At 44.2% G+C, this 18,936-nt stretch carries 22 protein-coding genes; 13 read left to right on the forward strand and 9 right to left on the reverse strand.

Annotation, left to right across the window (positions count from 1 at the left end; genetic code table 11):
* Window positions 1-18: 18 nt before the first annotated feature.
* Window positions 19-1,686, reverse strand: a complete 1,668-nt coding sequence (rnjA, locus tag CKW00_RS10320) for a ribonuclease J1 (RefSeq protein ID WP_008589648.1) — start codon at window positions 1,684-1,686, stop codon at window positions 19-21.
* Between the two features lie 2 nt (window positions 1,687-1,688).
* On the reverse strand, window positions 1,689-1,898 hold the full coding sequence (locus CKW00_RS10325) for a DNA-dependent RNA polymerase subunit epsilon (protein WP_095822490.1): 210 nt from the start codon (window positions 1,896-1,898) through the stop codon (window positions 1,689-1,691).
* 380 nt (window positions 1,899-2,278) lie between these two features.
* Between CKW00_RS10325 and CKW00_RS10330 the strand changes: the two genes are divergently transcribed.
* A complete protein-coding gene (locus tag CKW00_RS10330; protein ID WP_095822491.1) occupies window positions 2,279-3,052 on the forward strand; it encodes a Cof-type HAD-IIB family hydrolase in 774 nt (257 codons plus the stop codon).
* A 58-nt stretch (window positions 3,053-3,110) separates the two neighbouring features.
* Here the strand turns inward: CKW00_RS10330 and def are convergent, their stop codons facing one another.
* Window positions 3,111-3,662, reverse strand: a complete 552-nt coding sequence (gene def / locus CKW00_RS10335; RefSeq protein ID WP_095822506.1) for a peptide deformylase — start codon at window positions 3,660-3,662, stop codon at window positions 3,111-3,113.
* 128 nt (window positions 3,663-3,790) lie between these two features.
* Here def and CKW00_RS10340 point away from each other — a divergent pair, with 128 nt between their 5' ends.
* The 5 genes from CKW00_RS10340 to lpdA all read left to right on the forward strand — a co-directional run bounded on the left by CKW00_RS10340 (window position 3,791) and on the right by lpdA (window position 9,678).
* Window positions 3,791-4,459, forward strand: coding sequence for a YkyA family protein (locus CKW00_RS10340; protein WP_158221307.1), 669 nt, complete (start codon window positions 3,791-3,793; stop codon window positions 4,457-4,459).
* A gap of 412 nt (window positions 4,460-4,871) precedes the next feature.
* A complete protein-coding gene (pdhA, locus tag CKW00_RS10345) occupies window positions 4,872-5,954 on the forward strand; it encodes a pyruvate dehydrogenase (acetyl-transferring) E1 component subunit alpha (protein WP_095822493.1) in 1,083 nt (360 codons plus the stop codon).
* A 3-nt stretch (window positions 5,955-5,957) separates the two neighbouring features.
* Window positions 5,958-6,935, forward strand: coding sequence for an alpha-ketoacid dehydrogenase subunit beta (locus tag CKW00_RS10350; protein ID WP_008589662.1), 978 nt, complete (start codon window positions 5,958-5,960; stop codon window positions 6,933-6,935).
* Window positions 6,936-6,960: 25 nt separating this feature from the next.
* On the forward strand, window positions 6,961-8,268 hold the full coding sequence (locus CKW00_RS10355) for a dihydrolipoamide acetyltransferase family protein (RefSeq protein ID WP_095822494.1): 1,308 nt from the start codon (window positions 6,961-6,963) through the stop codon (window positions 8,266-8,268).
* Between the two features lie 3 nt (window positions 8,269-8,271).
* Window positions 8,272-9,678, forward strand: a complete 1,407-nt coding sequence (gene lpdA / locus CKW00_RS10360) for a dihydrolipoyl dehydrogenase (RefSeq protein ID WP_095822495.1) — start codon at window positions 8,272-8,274, stop codon at window positions 9,676-9,678.
* Between the two features lie 114 nt (window positions 9,679-9,792).
* Here the strand turns inward: lpdA and CKW00_RS10365 are convergent, their stop codons facing one another.
* From CKW00_RS10365 to CKW00_RS10375, 3 genes are all read right to left on the reverse strand, one after another.
* Entirely contained in the window at window positions 9,793-10,149 is a 357-nt protein-coding gene (locus CKW00_RS10365; protein ID WP_095822496.1) for a hypothetical protein, read from the reverse strand.
* Between the two features lie 223 nt (window positions 10,150-10,372).
* Window positions 10,373-11,905, reverse strand: coding sequence for a glycine betaine uptake BCCT transporter (locus tag CKW00_RS10370; RefSeq protein ID WP_095822497.1), 1,533 nt, complete (start codon window positions 11,903-11,905; stop codon window positions 10,373-10,375).
* A 23-nt stretch (window positions 11,906-11,928) separates the two neighbouring features.
* A complete protein-coding gene (locus CKW00_RS10375; protein WP_095822498.1) occupies window positions 11,929-12,993 on the reverse strand; it encodes an FUSC family protein in 1,065 nt (354 codons plus the stop codon).
* A gap of 140 nt (window positions 12,994-13,133) precedes the next feature.
* On the opposite strand from CKW00_RS10375, the gene CKW00_RS10380 reads away from it, so the two are divergent.
* The 4 genes from CKW00_RS10380 (at window position 13,134) to CKW00_RS10395 (ending at window position 15,652) form a co-directional block, all read left to right on the forward strand.
* Window positions 13,134-13,961: a polysaccharide deacetylase family protein gene (locus CKW00_RS10380; RefSeq protein ID WP_095822499.1), complete on the forward strand. Its 828-nt coding sequence runs from the start codon at window positions 13,134-13,136 to the stop codon at window positions 13,959-13,961.
* Between the two features lie 244 nt (window positions 13,962-14,205).
* Window positions 14,206-14,310: a GapA-binding peptide SR1P gene (locus tag CKW00_RS10385; protein ID WP_073991988.1), complete on the forward strand. Its 105-nt coding sequence runs from the start codon at window positions 14,206-14,208 to the stop codon at window positions 14,308-14,310.
* Window positions 14,311-14,419: 109 nt separating this feature from the next.
* A complete protein-coding gene (locus CKW00_RS10390) occupies window positions 14,420-15,376 on the forward strand; it encodes an NAD(P)H-dependent flavin oxidoreductase (RefSeq protein ID WP_095822500.1) in 957 nt (318 codons plus the stop codon).
* Between the two features lie 6 nt (window positions 15,377-15,382).
* The gene (locus CKW00_RS10395; RefSeq protein WP_095822501.1) at window positions 15,383-15,652 is read left to right on the forward strand and encodes a UPF0223 family protein; all 270 of its coding nucleotides are present in this window, start codon (window positions 15,383-15,385) and stop codon (window positions 15,650-15,652) included.
* A 26-nt stretch (window positions 15,653-15,678) separates the two neighbouring features.
* On the opposite strand, the gene CKW00_RS10400 is transcribed toward CKW00_RS10395, so the two are convergent.
* A complete protein-coding gene (locus CKW00_RS10400) occupies window positions 15,679-16,305 on the reverse strand; it encodes a YktB family protein (protein WP_095822502.1) in 627 nt (208 codons plus the stop codon).
* 222 nt (window positions 16,306-16,527) lie between these two features.
* Between CKW00_RS10400 and CKW00_RS10405 the strand changes: the two genes are divergently transcribed.
* Entirely contained in the window at window positions 16,528-17,328 is an 801-nt protein-coding gene (locus CKW00_RS10405; protein WP_095822503.1) for an inositol monophosphatase family protein, read from the forward strand.
* A 132-nt stretch (window positions 17,329-17,460) separates the two neighbouring features.
* On the opposite strand, the gene CKW00_RS13730 is transcribed toward CKW00_RS10405, so the two are convergent.
* Window positions 17,461-17,619: a hypothetical protein gene (locus CKW00_RS13730; RefSeq protein ID WP_158221308.1), complete on the reverse strand. Its 159-nt coding sequence runs from the start codon at window positions 17,617-17,619 to the stop codon at window positions 17,461-17,463.
* A 115-nt stretch (window positions 17,620-17,734) separates the two neighbouring features.
* Here CKW00_RS13730 and CKW00_RS10410 point away from each other — a divergent pair, with 115 nt between their 5' ends.
* Window positions 17,735-18,103, forward strand: coding sequence for a YlaH-like family protein (locus tag CKW00_RS10410; RefSeq protein WP_095822504.1), 369 nt, complete (start codon window positions 17,735-17,737; stop codon window positions 18,101-18,103).
* Window positions 18,104-18,144: 41 nt separating this feature from the next.
* Here CKW00_RS10410 and CKW00_RS10415 read toward each other — a convergent pair whose 3' ends face one another.
* The gene (locus tag CKW00_RS10415) at window positions 18,145-18,348 is read right to left on the reverse strand and encodes a YlaI family protein (RefSeq protein ID WP_008589688.1); all 204 of its coding nucleotides are present in this window, start codon (window positions 18,346-18,348) and stop codon (window positions 18,145-18,147) included.
* Between the two features lie 132 nt (window positions 18,349-18,480).
* Between CKW00_RS10415 and CKW00_RS10420 the strand changes: the two genes are divergently transcribed.
* A complete protein-coding gene (locus CKW00_RS10420; protein ID WP_008589690.1) occupies window positions 18,481-18,771 on the forward strand; it encodes a hypothetical protein in 291 nt (96 codons plus the stop codon).
* The last annotated feature ends 165 nt before the right edge of the window (window positions 18,772-18,936 follow it).

The raw sequence follows: 18,936 nt of genomic DNA on the forward strand, positions 1-18,936 counted from the left end.
ATTATTAAACTGATGGAATCATACTTCCATAATGATAGGAAGAATCATCGGACGGCGTTTTGTCTTTTCGAAAAGGAACGGAGCAATCGTATCAGTGATTTCGTTCTTGATTTCCGACCACTGGGTTGTCCGGCGTTCCATGACTTTATTTACATGCTTAGTAACAAGCTTCTGTGCATCTTTGATCAAGTCTTCGGATTCTCTCATGTAAACGAATCCTCGGGAGATGATGTCAGGGCCGGAAGCAATCTTGAATTCTTTCATATTAATGCTTACGACTACAATCACAAGACCTTCCTCGGATAAAATACGGCGGTCCCGAAGAACTATATTACCTATATCGCCGATGCCGCTGCCGTCCACATAAACAGATCCGGATGGGATTTTACCTGCTACCATCGCTTCGTCTTTGCCTAACGCAAGCACGTCACCGTTATCCATGACGAATGTATTGTCAGGTTCCACATCACAGTCTTCGCTTAGTTTGGCATGTTCCTTGAGCATGCGGTACTCTCCGTGAATCGGCATGAAGAATTTAGGCTGGATCAGACGGAGCATCAGCTTCATTTCTTCCTGACTTCCGTGTCCGGAAGTATGGATGTCGCTGAGGGGTCCGTGAATCACTTCGGCACCCGCACGATAAAGTTTGTTGATGGTACGACTGACACTGATAGTATTACCAGGGATTGGGGATGATGAGAATACAACAGTGTCATTTGGGATGATCTGGATCTGACGGTGTGTACCGTTTGCAATTCTGGAAAGCGCGGCCATAGGCTCTCCTTGCGAACCGGTACACAGAATAGCTACTTCATGAGCCGGGAGACGGTTAATTTCATGAGCATCTATGAATGTACCTTTGGGAGCGTTGATGTATCCGAGTTCCTGACCGATACGTATGGAAGATTCCATACTTCTGCCGAAAACGGCCACTTTTCTATTGTGCTTCACAGCACCTTCCACCATTTGTTGCAGACGGTAAATGTTAGAAGCGAAAGTTGCAAAAATCAGGCGTCCTTTAGCGCGGGAGAAGACGTTCTGAATATTTTCGCCAACGACTCTCTCTGATTTAGTGAAGCCTGGTACTTCAGCGTTCGTACTGTCCGAAAGCAGTGCAAGAACGCCTTCTTTCCCGATTTCAGCCATACGCGCGATATTTGCCGGTTCTCCGACCGGGGTGAAATCAAATTTAAAATCACCCGTATGCACGATGTTACCGGGAGGTGTTTTGACCACAATACCGAAGGAATCAGGAATACTGTGAGTCGTACGGAAGAAAGACACAGAGGTCTTGCGGAATTTAATTACATCATCTTCCTGGATTTCATGGAGCTTGGTGCTCCTTGTCAATCCATGCTCACTGAGTTTATTTTTCAAAAGGCCTGCTGCCAGCTTCCCGGCGTAGACAGGGATGTTAATTTCACGCAACAGATAAGGAATACCGCCGATATGGTCTTCGTGTCCGTGAGTGATGAATAACCCTTTGATTTTATCCTGGTTCTGGATAAGGTACGTGTAGTCAGGGATAACGTAGTCAATGCCCAGAAGTTCGTCTTCCGGGAATTTGATACCGGCGTCAATGAGGATAATTTCGTCTTGAAATTGGACGCCATACGTATTTTTACCGATTTCTCCAAGGCCGCCTAAAGCAAAGACGGCAGTCTGGTCGTTTTTAACGAATTTCATTATTAAAACGACTCCATTTTGAAATCTTTGTCCTGCTGCTCATACTGAAGGTGTTCCTCACTTAAACCTTCAATATACTCAATATTTACGTTCTTATCGGCTAATTTTTCACGTACCTCGCGTTCTATTTCTGCTTCTACGTACATAGAATCAGTACGTTCTCTTACAGGCACTTCATTCGGAAGTTCCTGGTAATAAACTTTGTAAACCATTACATTTATCTCTCCTTTATTAAAAAAATACATACCTCACACGTTCTCCCGGAATTCAAATAAGCTTCACGCATACATCTTTCGCTCGAGTATTCGTTTCCAACGTTTTTTTAGCTTTCTTTTTAAACGCTTCATCATAGCGTCCATCTCCCTTCAGGCTAATGGAAGAAAACTGTTACCAAAACGTATGACCGCCCAATCCCTGTTACTTATAGTATAATACGGTTTTACTTATAATGAAACAACTAACTTAATTATAAGGGTAAAGTTTTTGTTTTCGGTGTAATACAAAAAAGGGGAAGAGCCCGTTCCTTTCAAAAAAATTGCACTCATGCTAAAGTATATCCATCAAAGAATATTCAGTCCGGGGAGGAAGGAAGATGACGAAAAAATTAGCCTTTTTTGATATAGACGGCACACTTTTGGACCATGATAAAAAGTTACCGCAATCCACGATAGACACAATCAGAAAGCTTCAGGACACAGGGGTTTACTGTGCGATTGCGACCGGGAGAGCCCCTTTTATGTACAAAGGGATCAGAGAGCAGCTTGGTATCAGTTCTTTTATCAGTTTTAACGGACAATATGCAGTACTGGAAGGGGACCCTGTTTATAAAAACCCTCTGAAACACGAAGAACTTGCATCTCTTCATAAGAAAGCGATCAGCAATAATCATCCTGTGATCTTCATGAGTGACGAGAATATGATGGCTACGAGACCCGGAAGCTGGCGTATCGAGCAGGCGCTCGGTTCCCTCCATTTCGAATATCCCGAGGTTGATGACCGCTACTATGAGAAGAAGGAGATGTATCAGTCCCTTTTATTTTGTGAAGGGGAGGAAATTGAGAGTTACCGGCAGACACATACAGCTTTCGATTATATCCGATGGCATAAATACTCCTGTGATATTATTCCGAGTGGAGGATCGAAATCAGAGGGAATAAGAAAGCTTATCGAGTCTGCAGACGTAGCGATGGAGAATGTCTACGCTTTTGGAGATGGCCCGAATGATGTGGAAATGATCCGTGATGTAGGTACGGGTATCGCTATGGGGAATGCCGTGCCCCAGGTGAAAGCTGTGAGCGACTATGTAACAGATGATGTTTCCAAAGACGGACTGACAAAAGCTGTATATGAAGTCGGTCTGTTATAATATAAAATCCTGCCGCACTCGAACGAGTGCGGCAGGATTTTTTGTCAGAAGGTTCCACTTAATCGGCCGGAGTAGCATTTTCCGGTAAGGCATACGGCTGATCTTTGTTTATATGATCATAAAACATGATGCCGTTCAGGTGATCAAGTTCGTGTTGAAATACTATTGCAGCGAAGTCTTTAAGTCTGAGCTTCACTTCTTCCCCGTCAAGTGTCGTGGCTTTCATAGTTATCCTGCGGTATCGCGGGACATATCCGGGTACCTCTCTGTCAACGGATAAACAGCCTTCACCGGTAGAAAGGTAGGTGTATTCTACCGAATGGCTGATGATTTTCGGGTTGAAAAGTCCGTAGCTGTATTCTTTATCTTTTGTATCTGTAAAATGCACAGCCATCATACGTTTATTGATGTCAATTTGCGGAGCGGCGAGCCCTACTCCAGGGCGAAGCCCGTAACGGTCACACATCTCTTCATCCTGACTGTTTTTGACGAACTGCAGCATTTCCTCCAACGTTTTCCGGTCTTCCGGGCTTGGGGGGAGATCTACATTTTCAGCAGTTTTTCTCAGGGCAGGGTGCCCTTCCCTGACGATATCTTCCATCGTAATCATCGTTCTCATCCTTTCTTTCCTGGTTCCACGGGGAAAATCATCTTTTCATTTTATTCCAACTATTATACTATTGTAGATAGAAATGAAAAACAATAAAAGTTTTTGATTGATTAAGGGGGAAGCGATTGGTGAAGGGGAAGAACGTTTTGTTCATTATTGCAGGCTGTTCATTTTTATTTGCAGGCTGTTCCAGTCAGACGGCTCAGGAAGACATATATGACCACCTTGAAGAAACTGTTTCACTGGAAGAACCGTTCGAGAAATATCAGAAACAGATCAATGACCTGGAAAATGAAGAACGGGAGTTATATAAAGAAATCATTGCAGCAAAAGAAAGTGAGATGGACAAGATCGAGAAGCTTGCCGATAAAGCTCTTGAAAATGTCGAGGAAAGAAAAGATAAGCTGGATGCAGAAAACGAAAGTATTCAGTCTGCAAGGGATGAATTCGAAGAAGTGGAATCCTCTATCAGTAACATTGAGGAAAATGAAGAGGCCGGGTCCGCTGCCGAAAATATGGTAGCTGCCATGAACAAACGTTATAATGCCTACGAAGATATGCACTCCCTTTATGAAGAACTGCTGAAGATGGATGAAGAACTTTACGCAATGCTGAAGAAAGAGGATGCCGGAGAAGAAGAACTGCGTGCGCAAATAACCTCCGTAAATGATAAATTTACAGAAATCACGGAAGTAAATGAAACTTTCAATGAAAAGACTGAACAGTTTAATGAGTTGAAAAAGGAATATTATGAAGCTTCCGACCTGAACGTGAATTATAATAATAAGAAAGGGTAAGGCCGTAGGGAAATTACGGTCTTTTTCTTTTGCAACTTGAGACATTATCGTCTACAATTGTAACAGAAAGTAAAAGTGAGTAATACAGATTATAACCTAAGGATCCCCTGAATTCTCCCGGCTTCGGCGACATTACAAGTTACTGAAGCATTTAATCTAGCTGGAGGCCTGTGTATTGACGGATTTGTTTTTGTTAGGCTAGACTGTTAGTGGTAGAGTAATTGTACCAGTCGAAAACGGATTCGTTCCTGTAACAGTTACCGGGGACGAATTAGATGATTAATATCACGCCTCTCCGGGTATTGCGGGTAAGAGGTGCACAATGTATTTTTGGCTGAATGCAGGCGGGAGTTAATCAGTCTTTTTCAGGGTGATACTTACATTTCAAATGGAAAGGAAGAGGTGACAGACATTGAAACGAACTCTAGAAAATATCGAAAAACAGTTCGAAACGTTTCAAATTCTGAATGAGCAAGGCGAAATAGTAAACGAAGAGGCTATGCCGGATCTTTCGGACGACGATCTGAAGGAAATTATGCGTCGTATGGTATACACAAGAATTTTGGACCAGCGTTCCATTGCTCTCAACAGACAGGGACGTCTCGGTTTTTACGCTCCTACAGCAGGACAGGAAGCCTCCCAGCTGGGCAGTCACTATGCACTGGAACAGGATGACTTTATTCTTCCGGGCTACCGCGACGTTCCTCAGCTGATCTGGCAGGGTCTGCCACTATACAAAGCTTACTTGTTCTCTAAAGGTCACTATATCGGTAACCAGATGCCTGAAGAAGTGAAAGCGGTAAGTCCTCAGATTATAATAGGTGCTCAGATCACTCAGGCGGCCGGTGTAGGACTCGGCTTCAAGAAGCGCGGTGAAAAGACAATCGCAATAACTTATACAGGAGACGGAGGCGCGTCTCAGGGTGACTTTTATGAAGGTGTGAACTTTGCGGGTGCTTTCGGTGCTCAAACGGTGTTCGTCGTTCAGAACAACCAGTATGCTATTTCCGTACCTTCCGAAAAACAGACTGCTGCTCAGACGATTGCTCAGAAAGCAGTTGCCGCAGGTATTGAAGGTATACAGGTAGACGGTATGGACGTTCTCGCTGTTTATGCAGCAACGAAAGAAGCCCGTGAAAGAGCTATTAACGGTGAAGGTCCTACTCTGATTGAAACACTTACGTATCGTTACGGACCTCACACTATGGCCGGGGACGATCCGACACGTTACCGTACTGAAGACACTGATAACGAATGGGAACAAAAAGATCCGATCGTTCGTTTCCGTAAGTATCTTGAAAGCAAAGATCTATGGAGTGAGGAAGAAGAAAACGAAGTGATTGAAAAAGCGAAAGAAGAAATTAAAGCCGCCATCAAGGAAGCGGATAACACTGCCAAACAGAAGGTTACTGACCTGATGGATATTATGTATGAAGAACTTCCGCAGAATCTACAGGAACAACGGGAAGAATACGCTGAAAAGGAGTCGAAATAAATCATGGCACAAATGACAATGATTCAAGCCATCACGGATGCAATGCGCACAGAACTCGGCAATGATGAAAATGTGCTGGTCTTCGGTGAAGACGTTGGTTACTATGGCGGGGTCTTCCGTGCAACGGAAGGCCTGCAGGATGAATTTGGCGAAGATCGCGTGTTTGACACCCCTCTTGCCGAATCAGGTATAAATGGTATGGCGATAGGACTTGCTCTGACAGGATATCGTCCTGTCCCTGAAATACAGTTCTTCGGCTTCGTGTTCGAAACGATGGATGCAATTGCCGGCCAGATGGCACGCTACCGTTATCGTTCCGGTGGTACCCAGTCGATGCCGATTACGATACGTTCTCCTTTCGGAGGAGGAGTCAACACACCCGAGTTGCACGCGGACAGCCTTGAGGGGACTATGGCTCAAATGCCTGGACTTAAAGTTGTGATCCCGTCCAACCCGTATGACGCGAAAGGGCTTCTGATCCAATCCATACGCGATAACGATCCTGTTATCTTTCTCGAACACATGAAACTTTATCGTTCTTTCCGTGAAGAAGTTCCGGAAGAAGACTATACGGTGGAACTCGGTAAAGCATCAGTTAAGAGAGAAGGTTCTGACGTTACTCTTATCGGTTACGGTGCTATCGTCCACACAGCGCTGAAAGCGGCGGAACAACTCGAAGAGAAGGGAGTTTCGGCTGAAGTTATCGACCTCCGGACAGTGAGCCCGGTTGATTATGATACTATCATCGAATCCGTGAAGAAGACGAACCGTGCAGTAGTACTGCAGGAAGCTCAAAAACAGGCAGGTATCGCTTCCAACGTTGTAGCCGAGATTCAGGAGAGAGCTATTCTTCATCTCGAAGCTCCAGTGTTGCGTGTTACTGCCCCGGATACACTCTATCCGTTTACCCAGGCGGAAAGCGTGTGGCTCCCTGATCACACTTCAATCATCGAAAAAGTTGAAAGTGTAATGAATTTTTAATAAACCAAGTAGGAGGTAATCCCTGATGGCATATGAATTTAAATTGCCGGATATCGGTGAAGGTATCCACGAAGGTGAAATTGCAAAGTGGTTTGTAGAGGAAGGGCAGGAAATTGCGGAAGATGATGTCCTTTGTGAAGTACAAAACGATAAAGCCGTAGTAGAAATCCCTTCTCCTGTAGAAGGAACTGTCAAAAAGATCCATGTAGACGAAGGTGTAACTACAACTGTAGGTACAGTTATTATTACGTTCGATGCAGAAGGTTACGATGACGGGTCCTCCGAAGAGGAAAGCGGAGAATCGGAAGAAGAATCAAAAGAAGAGTCCAAAGAGGATTCGAAACAGGAAGCCGAGCAGGAACAAAGTGACGAAAAACCGGCTGCCTCCGCTTCTTCCGAAAGCGAAGAGGATGATGGTTCAAGAGTGATAGCCATGCCTTCGGTACGGAAGTTTGCGCGTGAAAAAGATGTTAATATCCAGAAAGTTCAGGGTAGTGGTAAAAACGGACGTATTCTGAAAGAGGATATCGAAGCCTATGCGAACGGAGAACAGTCGGAAGCTCAGGCTTCTGCAGAAGAAGAGACTCAGGAAGAGTCTGCCGGTAAACAGCAGGTTCCATCAGGCGAAGCCTATCCTGAAACTCGCGAGAAAATGAGCGGTATGCGTAAAGCAATTGCTAAAGCAATGGTGAACTCGAAGCATACAGCGCCGCATGTTACACTTATGGATGAAGTGGACGTGACGGAACTTGTAGCTCACCGTAAGAAGTTCAAAGAAGTTGCTGCTGAACAGGACATTAAACTGACTTATCTTCCATATGTGGTGAAAGCTCTTGTATCAACGCTTAAGAAATATCCGGTATTGAATACGTCTCTGGACGATGAAACAAATGAAATTATCCAGAAACATTATTACAACATCGGAATAGCGGCGGATACGGATAGAGGACTGCTTGTACCTGTAGTGAAAGAAGCTGATCGCAAAGCGATGTTCACTATCTCTGATGAGGTGAACCAGCTTGCTGTTAAAGCTCGCGATGGTAAACTTACCGGAGAAGAAATGAAAGGTGCTTCCACTACTGTTACAAATATCGGCTCTGCCGGTGGTCAGTGGTTCACACCTGTTATTAACCATCCGGAAGTTGCGATACTGGGTATCGGAAGAATTGATGAGAAACCTGTAGTAAGAGACGGAGAAATTGTAGTAGCTCCGGTACTGGCAATCTCTCTAAGCTTCGACCACAGAATTATCGACGGTGTAACTGCACAGCAGGCAATGAATCACATCAAGCGTTTACTGAACGATCCACAACTAATTATGATGGAGGCGTAAAGTATGGTAGTAGGAGATTTCCCAATTGAAGTAGACACATTAGTAATAGGAGCAGGACCTGGCGGCTATGTAGCTGCTATCCGTGCTGCTCAAACAGGTCAAAAAGTTACTATCGCTGAAAAAGGAAATCTTGGAGGAGTATGCCTGAACGTGGGTTGTGTTCCTTCCAAGGCTCTTATTGAAGCAGCTCACAACTTCGAGAAAGCAAAAGGTGACGAGGATATGGGTATTTCCTCCGAAAACACCACTGTAGATTTCTCTAAAGTACAAAGCTGGAAAGGCGGCGTCGTCCAGAAACTTACCGGCGGCGTACAAAGTCTTCTGAAAGGTAACAAAGTAGACGTCGTAAAAGGCGAAGCTTATTTTGTCGATCAGAATACAGTGAAGATTATGGATGAAAAGCAGTCACAGACTTACAAGTTCAAAGATTGCATTATCGCAACCGGTTCCCGTCCTATCGAAATTCCTAATTTCAAATTCTCTGAACGCGTTCTTGATTCTACAGGTGCGCTGGAGCTGAAAGAAATTCCGAAGAAACTGATTGTCATCGGAGGCGGATATATAGGTACAGAACTCGGTACTGCCTATGCAAACTTCGATACGGAAGTTACTATTCTTGAAGGAATGGATCGCATACTGAACGGATTTGAAAAAGATCTTGTTCAGCCGGTTAAGAAGAACCTGAAGAATAAAGGTGTCGAAGTAGTAACTAACGCCATGGCCCAGGGCGTGGAAGAAACTGAAGACGGTGTGAAGGTTACGTATGAAGTGAACGGCGAAGAGAAAACGGCTGAAGCAGACTATGTACTGGTTACAGTCGGACGTAAACCGAACACAGATGAGCTGGGTCTTGATGAAATGGGAATGGAAATGGATGATAAAGGTTATATCCAGGTGGATAAACACAGTCGTACGAACTTCGAAAATATTTATGCGATTGGTGATATAGTCCCTGGACCTCCTCTGGCCCATAAAGCTTCTTATGAAGGTAAAATCGCAGCAGAAGTTATTGCCGGAGAGAAAGCGGAAGTGGATTACATGGCTATTCCTCTAGTCGCGTTCTCCGATCCGGAAATCGCTTCTGTCGGCTACACGAAAGAAACAGCTGAAGAAGCCGGCTATGAAGTAAAAGAGTCCAAGTTCCCGTTCCAGGCAAATGGACGCGCGCTATCCCTGAATAGTACAGAAGGGTTCCTTAAGCTTATTACAAGAAAAGACGACGGGCTTATCATCGGTGGTCATGTTTCCGGTGCTAATGCAAGTGATATGATAGCTGAAATCGGGCTTGCTATTGAAACAGGCATGACAGCTGAAGATCTGTCACTTACGATTCATGCGCACCCTACTCTCGGTGAAGTAAGTATGGAAGCAGCCGAAGTAGCAATGGGTCGTCCTATCCACACTATGTAATAGATCAGCATCCCTGCAGAAGGAATTCCTTCTGCAGGGTTTTTTTACATATAGACAGTTGTACAAACAGGTTCCACGCCATTAAAAAGCCATGAGTGCATGCTCATGGCTTTTTCAGGATAGTATGCTGTTAAGTTCACTAATGATTTTATTCGTGCTCAAATCGTTTCCTGAGACTTTCCCGACAGTCTTACCATCTTTCATAATGATTATAGCAGGCTCGTTCGTTAAAGGGTGGGTGAGTTTCCGTTCATTAACTTTCTCTTTGGAGAAATTGAAGGAATAGGGAGCAGAGGCCTTGAATTCGAGCAATGCGTTCATATAAGACTTCGGAGTCCGGTTATCTTCATCAGAAACGACTATGAGATCATAGTCATTTCCATCAGCATAAATGACATCCACAGTCGGAGTAGTTAAATGCAGGGTAAGGGTAAACAATACTATATAAATGAATAGGAAAGAGTACTTCACAGTCTGACCATCTCCTTCGCTTGTAACTCTCCCATTAACAATAACAAACAAAAAAGACTACCCCGGGGATGTAATTGAAATGTTATGAAAAAGACACCCGTTTGTAGACTCCGGTCATGTCCTCGAAATTTTCAGGTCGTTGCTTCTCCTGATAAGCGTCAGGACATTCCGTATATTTCATAAAAATAGCACCCGGGCTAATTAGCCTCGGGTGCTTTAAAAATTATTTTTTCTTTCTTAAATCGACAAGTTTTTCTTCTTCTTTGAATGCTTTCATGAGTGAGAAACAGATTAGTATCAGGATGAAAGCAAACGGGAAGGCAGAAATGATGGCTGCCGTCTGAAGGGCACCTAAACCACCTTGCCAAAGCAGTACAGCAGCGGCACCGGCCTGGATGATACCCCAAGTGAACTTGACTTTACGACTCGGGTTCAGGCTTCCGTTTGTCGTCTGCATACCGAGTACAAATGTTGCAGAGTCGGCTGACGTAATGAAGAAAGTACTGATCAGCAACAATCCTACAGCAGACATGATACCTCCGAGAGGGAGGTGTTCAAGAGCTGAGAACAAGGCTACTTCCGTACCCAGTTCCGACATGTCGGAAAATACATCTATACCGTCAAAATACTCAAGGCCAATTGTAGTACCACCGAAAGCGGAGAACCACAGAGCGCCGAATACAGTCGGTACGAGCATGACACCCAGAACGAACTCACGGATGGTACGTCCTCTCGATACACGGGCGATAAACGTACCTACGAAAGGTGCCCAGGAAATCCACCATGCCCAGTAGAAGATCGTCCAGTCCTCTATCCAGGTATTATCCTGAGAGAACGGTGTAAGACGGAAACTCATGTACGGTAAGTCTCTGATGTAACCGCCGAAGGAAGTGGTGAAGAAATCCATGATGAAGTTTGTAGGTCCGGCGAAAATAACGAAAATAAGCAGTAAGATCGCCAAAACGATGTTGGTGTTACTTAAATACTTGATTCCTTTGTTCAATCCTGTCATAGCAGAAATCATAAACAGGAAGGTTACTATAACGATAATGATAAGTTGAAGGAAGAATGTATCTTCGAGACCCGGTATGGTAAACGAAAGACCACTGGAGATCTGCAGTGCACCCAAACCGAGAGAAGTAGCGACACCGAAAATTGTAGCAAATACTGCTATGGAATCGATGGTGATCCCTATAGGACCCTGAATTCTCTTTTCACCTAGCAAAGGTACGAGTGCCGTACTTATAACTCCGGGAGCGTTTTTTCTGAATTTGAAAAACGCAAGAGCGAGAGCCAATATAGCGTAGACCGCCCAAGGGTGTACTCCCCAGTGGAAGAAGGTGTACTTCATGGCAGAGTAAGCAGCTTCCGGTGTCTGTGCTTCCTGTCCCTGTATCGCAGGAGTGTGGAAGTGGGACAACGGTTCCGCAGCGCCCCAGAAGACGAGCCCGATACCCATACCTGCACTGAAAAGCATGGCGAACCAGGTAATGTACGGATACTCCGGTTCATCTTCCGGTTTCCCAAGTTTAAGTTTCCCGTACTTGGAGAACACTAGGTATATGGCAAAAATTACAAAACTTGTAGTAGAGAGCAGATAGAACCAGCCGAACTTATCGGTAAGGAACCCCTGGATCTGCGATGTAACGTTGGACAGGTTGGCGTTAGGCAACACACTGTCCGGGATAACTCCCCATGCGATAAATAAGAACGCAATAACTACTGAAATATAGAATACTTTTGTTACTTGATTCATCAAGCTTTCATCCTTTCCTGTTTTTAATCATCATAAGTGATGATATGCTCTTCGTGCTTTTTCGTCAACAGGTGCATTTCTTCGAGAACGTCATGAAAAGACAGTAATTCATAAATAAGCACTACTTCCGCGACGAAATGATGACGATATCCATATCTCTGCTCAATGTGATGTTCTCTCCATTCCCAGAGACGCTGATCGAGGTCTTCGACGAGTTTGAATTGCTCCTCACTTATTGTGTGAGTTTTGTCTGTAATCACCTGGGCATAAAGTTTCCCAAGGTACAAAATCAATTCTTTTTCGTTTTCATCAAATGAAGGTGTAGTCTCGCGGGCATAAAGCATATTACCGAGCTGATACACAATCTGGTGCATCAACGACAAGTGTTCTTTCACATACACAAGCTGTTTCAAATCGCCCCTTGAATGTCTGTGGTACTTCCACTCTTCGCGTTGGAAATTCAGGAGAACTTCCGTACGCTCGAGTCTGGTAGTAAGCTGACGGTGCAACCGCCTCAGGAAGGAAGTCTTCTGCCTGGATTCGTCCGTAACATCGAGCAGAATCTTACGGAGCAACAGGCTTGCGGTTCTGTTCATCATGTGAAGATTTTTGAGAATCGTAGTCGTGTAGTTGGGTGGGAGAAGGAAAAAATTCACGATAGTTGAGACGACAATACCAATAGATGTAGTACCCAACCTTACTATAAACGAAACAATTTCATTCTCCCCGAAATCAGGGATCATGGCTATAGCAGTAATGGTAGCCACGGTAATACCGTCATCGAGCTTCAGTTTATGACATATCCCTATCGTTAGCATCGCCGCGAGTCCATAGGCAAGAGCGACTTTTCCGAACATCGAATACATCAGTACCGCTATCAGTGCCCCGATGGCAGCAGCCGGAAAGCGCACAGCCGCTTTCCTGATAGAAGCTACCACTGTATGTTCAATCGTTACTACAGCAGTAATGACGGCAAAAATGACAGGCAGATCGAAAAAAGAACAGATTAGTGCCGTAATAAACACCGATATACCGGTTTTAACCGTACGCCCTCCGAACAAGTTAAAACGCTTCAAAAACTGCATCATTTGAAAAAGACCACCTTCAAATAGCGTCTCGATAAGTCACGATTCCATATTATAATACAAATCTTCCTATATTAATAGTGAATATGGGGAAACTATACTATAATTATAGGATATTACATATTTAGACAGGAGGACGCAAAATGAAAAAATGGATAATAGTGGTGGCTTTCCTATTACTTTCAGCCTGCAGCAACACTGGTGATGCTACGTCAGGCACCGAAGAAAGCCCGAAAACGAATGACCAGGAACAGGAAGAAAGTGAAGCTGAAGAGAAAGACAAAGCTGAAAAGAAAAAGAAGAAAGATGATGAAAGTCAGAAGAATGAAGAAAAAGCTCCCGGTACTGAATATGTTCTCCAGGAAGACTGGTCTTTTGCTCCGGCGGGGGAAGGCGAGAGTAAAGTAGCGCTTCTCACAATCGATGATGCTCCGGATGAGCACGCACTGGAAATGGCCAAAAAACTGAAAGATAAAAAAGCTCCCGCCATCTTTTTTGTTAACGGCCATTTTCTGAATACTGAGGAAGAAAAGAACACACTTAAAAAGATTCACGACCTGGGTTTTCCTATCGGTAACCACACGGAAACTCATGCTTCTTTGCAGGACCTGACAGAAGAAGAGCAGTATGAACAAATTGTAGGAGTAAGTGATAAAATCGAGGAAATCATTGGAAAGCGCCCTGATTTCTTTCGCGCTCCATTCGGACAGAATACAGAGTACTCCGAGCAGCTCGTTAAGGAAGAAGGGATGCTCCTTATGAACTGGACATATGGCTACGACTGGAACGAAGAATATACAGATGCCTCAAGCCTTGCTGATATTATGGTCAATACGCCGTTGCTGCGTGACGGGGCTAATTTGTTAATGCACGATCGCGAATGGACGAACAAAGCTTTGAACGATATCATTTCAGGTTTAAGAGAGAAAGGTTATACATTACTTGACCCCGCCCGGATTAAACGACCTTAAGAGGGAAAGTACTGGCATTCAGTTTTCAGGGATTGCTTCCGCCGATTTATCACTGATAAACGGCGGAAGTTTTTTTATGGAATTTCTCCTTAAAAATCTTTGTGCAAATAGAATATATTAACCGCTTTTATTAGTATGACATTTTTATAAAAAAGTTATACTACACTGTTGACGAAAGCAGTATTAACCCATATAATAAAACTACATTGAAAGCGATACCAAAATTAGAAAGGATGGATGAGAAATGGGTACAATTGTTTGCCAGGATTGTCAGAGAGTCATCGAGCACTACGAGGACGAAAAGGTTTCGACTCTTTACGGTACTTGTCCTACTTGCAACTCGAAATAATCTATCTTCCAGAAACCGCCGGGCTGCCCGGCGGTTTTTTATTTGCAGGATTGCAGAGCGGTAATACCTGCGGTCAGTTTATGCTACACTTGAAACAGGGAGGGATAATATGGACTGGAATACGAAAGTTACAGATTTATTGGGCATACGATATCCGATCATCCAGGGAGGTCTTGCTTACCTGGCTTATTCGGAACTCGCTTCTGCCGTCTCTAATGCCGGAGGTCTCGGACAGATCACCGCGATGAGCCTGGGATCTCCTGAAGAGCTGAGGGAAGAAATAGAAAAAACGAGAGAAAAAACTGCTTTTCCATTCGGTGTAAACTTTGCCATCGGTAATCATGGCCGCCCGTATGAGGATATGGTTAAAGTGGCAGTGGAAGAAGAAGTACCCGTCGTTTCAGTAACAGGTGGTAATCCAAAAGGGGTTCTGGAATTGCTCAAAGGTACTGCGATCAAAAAAATAGTACTTGTAGCTGCAAAACGTCAGGCCGTAAAAGCCGAAGAACTTGGTGCTGACGCCGTTATGGTTGTCGGTCAGGAAGGTGGAGGTCATATAGGGCGTTCAGATACAGGAACATTTGTATTGACTCCGGAAGTTGTGGATGCAGTCTCCATACCTGTAATTTCCTCCGGAGGCATTTCGGACGGTCGCGGCCTGATGGCAGCTCTCGCTCTTGGAGCAGAAGGTATCGAGATGGGTACAAGGTTTATTGCTACGGAAGAATGTGTGCACGCTCACGAGGCTTATAAGGACAAAATAGTGAGCGCAGGTACAGATGATACTGCAGTTATCAAAAGGTCTCTCGGCTCTCCGGCACGGGCGCTTGCAAATACATGGACCGACCGGATTCTTTCACTGGAAGAAGAAGGAGCCGATTACGAAAAAATGAAAGATTATATTTCAGGGGAGGCTAATAAGAAGTACATTTACGAAGGACTCGAGCAGGAAGGCTTCGGATGGGCCGGCCAGGTTTCAGCAAGAATCAGTGAGGTGGTAAGTGTCCGGGAATTATTCAATGAAATTATTTCAGAAGCGGAATACATAAGCGAGAAGTGGAGGTGAGTTCTGATGGGCTATACTTACCCTATTGATGAGGAGTACTGGTCGAAGGAAGAAATTATAGATGTCGTGAATTTTTACAGTCTGGTTGAGAAAGCTTATGAAGAAGGTGTAAAGAAAGAAGATTTTAAACTCGCTTATGCGCGTTTTAAACAGATAGTGCCTTCAAAAAGCGAAGAAAAAACTTTGTTCAGGCAATTTGAACAAGTTTCGGAATACTCTCCGTACCATGTAGTCAAAGAGTCCGGGCGGGACGATATCAATTATATTAAAATGTGAAGGGACCCCTTTTGGCCCCTTCACATTTATTGGACATTCATTGCTTTTTTGTACAGTGGCAGAAGAGTCTCGAACGTTTTTTGAGCCTCATTGATAAAAGCATCGCCGTCCTTTAATAAATCATCGTCTGATGAAAAGCGGCGACCTACGAGAAACTCTCCTTTTTTCACATCCCGGAAACGGTGAAGAGTTTTCGATAAGTTCTCTTCATTGTATACGAGAGCCTCATTCTTTGTGTGATCTTTGGATAATACATAATGATCAGGGATTCCGGACTTCAGGAGATCGGAATCTTCCAGAAATGCTTCCGCTATTCTTTCTTTGTCAGGCAGCTCGTAAATAAATGCCAGCCAAAGAAAAACGTTGTCTCCCCAGAGACCGATCTGGAAATGGGGAAGTTTCTTGTACCCGCGTTTATTATTAGCGATCGCGGCCCATGTGTCATTTGGAGGATTTTTGCTTCTCCGGGCATGTTTCGCTACGTGGACGTACATTTCCTCTCCTGTTTCAGCAGAAATCGCCGGTTGAAGTTCATGGGCGATTTCTTCTAGTTTCGGAGAAAGTCGGAATCGGAGCGCTTCTATCCTGTTCTCCAGACCTTCAATAGAAAAGACGTCAAAATCTTTTTCGGAAAAACCGCTGAACCCGTTCATATTATCACCTCGTTTAATAGTAACAATCCAAAGTTTAACACAGATAAAGGTGAAAAATTAATGGAGGGTAAGATTATTTGAAAGAATTCCGGGGTACTGTGTCTGAAGCCCACTTTCCGCTATAAGAAAGGGCGTCATCACGTAATGCAACTGAAATCCGTGTAAAGATCAGCGGCTTTTGATAACATTGAAGACAACACAGGTGTAAAAGGAGCTCATTTAATGGACACTAAACAAATACTGCAGTACGCCAGATCCTGGGTTCTCGAAGCAGGAGAAGAAATCAGGACAAATATTAACGAACCTCTGCAAATAGATACGAAATCAACACCGGATGATCTTGTAACCCATATGGATCAGCAGACTGAAAAGTTTTTTGCCGATAAAATCAGGAATCAGTTTCCGGACCACAGAATATTCAGTGAAGAGGGGATGGGCGACGACATCTCCGACCTTGAAGGGGTTGTATGGATTGTAGACCCTATCGACGGAACTATGAATTTCGTCCATCAGCAGAGAAACTTTGCGATTTCGATAGGGGTGTATGAAGACGGCACGGGTGAAATCGGTTTGATTTATGATGTAATGAATGATGTGCTTTACAGTGCCGTAAAAGGAGAAGGGGCTTACAAAAACGGTAATCGTCTTCCTCTGCTTTCGACTACAGAACCCCTGAAACGCTCTATATTTTCATTGAATACAACGTGGCTCTTGGAAGAGAACAGGCTTGTGGAAGCATCGGGTATGAGGGAGCTGGTGAAAAGTCTCAGAAGTACGAGATCATACGGGTCGGCGGCTCTGGAATTTGCCTTTCTTGCTGAAGGGGTCCTTGACGGATATGTGACTATGAGTCTTATGCCGTGGGATATAGCTGCAGGTAAAGTACTGGTTGAGGAAGTAGGGGGCGTAGTAACGACAGGAGATAACCGGCCTCTGTCCATGATGGATCGTACAAGTGTGTGTGCTGCAAGAGAGAATATCCACGGTGAAACAGTGGAGAACTATATCAACCTTAAGAAATAATGAAAAACCTCCAACATATCAAGGGTCGGCCATAAACTGGCCGGCCCTTTTATATTTTTATGAATGGGTAATCCGGGAGGAGCGATTTTGAGACTCCGGTGTTTCCGGGCCGTTCAACACCGGGGATGAAGATTATGTATTCTCATTTTTGTTGATTTTAATTCCGTAGCCCATAATTCCGCCTCCTGCAACGAAAAACAGAGCAGCCAGCCAGAAAAGTTCTATTGCTATAGAGAAGCCCGTAAACACGAAACATAAAATTACAGCAGTCGCCAATAAGATATTCCTCAATATTCTCACCTCGATTCCAATATTAGTATAAAACAAATTTATCGTAACTTAAACAATTGGCACAGCTGCAAATATTTAGTATGATGAGTGAAGATAACTTTGAGGGGGAAGCAACATGCAGGCATCACCAACACTGACAGTTCCTGAAGATTTATGGCCGGTGGCCGATTTCTTTTTCAGAGGTCTCGGTCCTGAGATAAACCTTAACAATGCAGGCGAAGCTGCATCTTTATTCCAAAGCTTCTTCTGGTTATACCTTACTACAGTCATATTGACTGTAATCACTTTCAAGCTCGGTTTCGCTAAGAAGCTGCCATTACTTAAAAACGTTGTGGTCTACACGGTTCTTGTGATCGGTACTTTTCTGTTGACGCTTATGCTCGGGTTGAACTTACCACTGGCGGAAAGTCTGATTGTAACTGCAGTGGTTCTGGGTCTTTACAGACTTAGGCTCTCCAGAGAAAGAAACAGTAATCAGGCATAGAAAAAGCCTTCTCCAGGTGGGAGAGGGCTTTTTTACGGGAATCAGGAGAGATAGTGTTCGTTTTTTATCTCGCGACGAAAAATGAAGTTCCCTGAATTGACCCGTTTGGCAGTATTGTCTGCGATGCGGTCATGACACGTCTGGCACATGTATGTGGAATTCCTGCGATTGCGGAGTCTTTTAGCCTGAAGACTTTTACTGTTGATTGATTCTATATGGTCACATATAACACATTGTACTCTCATACTACTCACCTCTTCCCTGATTGTATCACAGCAGTTGAATATTTTCCCTTCAAAAAGAAGCTATTCTTTTAAAGTTTGAATGGTGTATAATAGGGTAAGACTACATGTAGCACTAAAGGAAAGGGTGGTAAGATGAGAAAGCGATGGAAGCTGGCACTGGCAGGAGCTATCACAGGTGGAGCTGCTGCATATCTCATGTATGATGAAGAGCGGAGAACTCAAATGACTTCTAAAGTGAGTCAGTTAAGCAAAAAATCAAACGATCTTAGTGATATGCCGATAAGAGAAGCCGGCGAACCGGAAGCGGACAATCTCCAAAACTCGAAAATGGTATCGGAGGGGTCCCAGTTCGGAGTCCAGTATTACAATGAGCTGACCGAAAAAGAGAGAGAAATTCTTGAAAAAAGCCGAGAGCAGGATTGATGTAAGAACCCCCGTTTCACAAAGGTGAACGGGGGTTCTTTCGTGTGCCCGGCACGGGTATAAACTATAGGGTTCAAGTCCCGAACGGCGAAGGTCGTTGTAGCCGTTAGTCAAAGGCAAGGGTGTCCAGGGAGACCTGGAATCTGAAGGAAGCCGGAGGCAAAT

It is taken from the genome of Salimicrobium humidisoli, from assembly GCF_002295105.1.
Classification (GTDB): Bacteria; Bacillota; Bacilli; order Bacillales; family Halobacillaceae; genus Salimicrobium; species Salimicrobium humidisoli.

Coding starts and splice junctions, on each gene's coding strand:
- CKW00_RS10330 (WP_095822491.1), top strand. CDS start 2,279: ATGACGAAAAAATTAGCCTTTTTTGATATAGACGGCACACTTTTGGAC.
- CKW00_RS10395 (WP_095822501.1), top strand. CDS start 15,383: ATGGGCTATACTTACCCTATTGATGAGGAGTACTGGTCGAAGGAAGAA.
- CKW00_RS10370 (WP_095822497.1), bottom strand. CDS start 11,905: ATGAATCAAGTAACAAAAGTATTCTATATTTCAGTAGTTATTGCGTTC.
- CKW00_RS10325 (WP_095822490.1), bottom strand. CDS start 1,898: ATGGTTTACAAAGTTTATTACCAGGAACTTCCGAATGAAGTGCCTGTA.
- CKW00_RS10405 (WP_095822503.1), top strand. CDS start 16,528: ATGGACACTAAACAAATACTGCAGTACGCCAGATCCTGGGTTCTCGAA.
- CKW00_RS10410 (WP_095822504.1), top strand. CDS start 17,735: ATGCAGGCATCACCAACACTGACAGTTCCTGAAGATTTATGGCCGGTG.
- CKW00_RS10355 (WP_095822494.1), top strand. CDS start 6,961: ATGGCATATGAATTTAAATTGCCGGATATCGGTGAAGGTATCCACGAA.
- CKW00_RS10375 (WP_095822498.1), bottom strand. CDS start 12,993: ATGATGCAGTTTTTGAAGCGTTTTAACTTGTTCGGAGGGCGTACGGTT.
- rnjA (WP_008589648.1), bottom strand. CDS start 1,686: ATGAAATTCGTTAAAAACGACCAGACTGCCGTCTTTGCTTTAGGCGGC.
- CKW00_RS10350 (WP_008589662.1), top strand. CDS start 5,958: ATGGCACAAATGACAATGATTCAAGCCATCACGGATGCAATGCGCACA.
- CKW00_RS10420 (WP_008589690.1), top strand. CDS start 18,481: ATGAGAAAGCGATGGAAGCTGGCACTGGCAGGAGCTATCACAGGTGGA.
- def (WP_095822506.1), bottom strand. CDS start 3,662: ATGATTACGATGGAAGATATCGTCAGGGAAGGGCACCCTGCCCTGAGA.
- CKW00_RS10385 (WP_073991988.1), top strand. CDS start 14,206: ATGGGTACAATTGTTTGCCAGGATTGTCAGAGAGTCATCGAGCACTAC.
- lpdA (WP_095822495.1), top strand. CDS start 8,272: ATGGTAGTAGGAGATTTCCCAATTGAAGTAGACACATTAGTAATAGGA.
- CKW00_RS10390 (WP_095822500.1), top strand. CDS start 14,420: ATGGACTGGAATACGAAAGTTACAGATTTATTGGGCATACGATATCCG.
- CKW00_RS10380 (WP_095822499.1), top strand. CDS start 13,134: ATGAAAAAATGGATAATAGTGGTGGCTTTCCTATTACTTTCAGCCTGC.
- CKW00_RS10400 (WP_095822502.1), bottom strand. CDS start 16,305: ATGAACGGGTTCAGCGGTTTTTCCGAAAAAGATTTTGACGTCTTTTCT.
- CKW00_RS10415 (WP_008589688.1), bottom strand. CDS start 18,348: ATGAGAGTACAATGTGTTATATGTGACCATATAGAATCAATCAACAGT.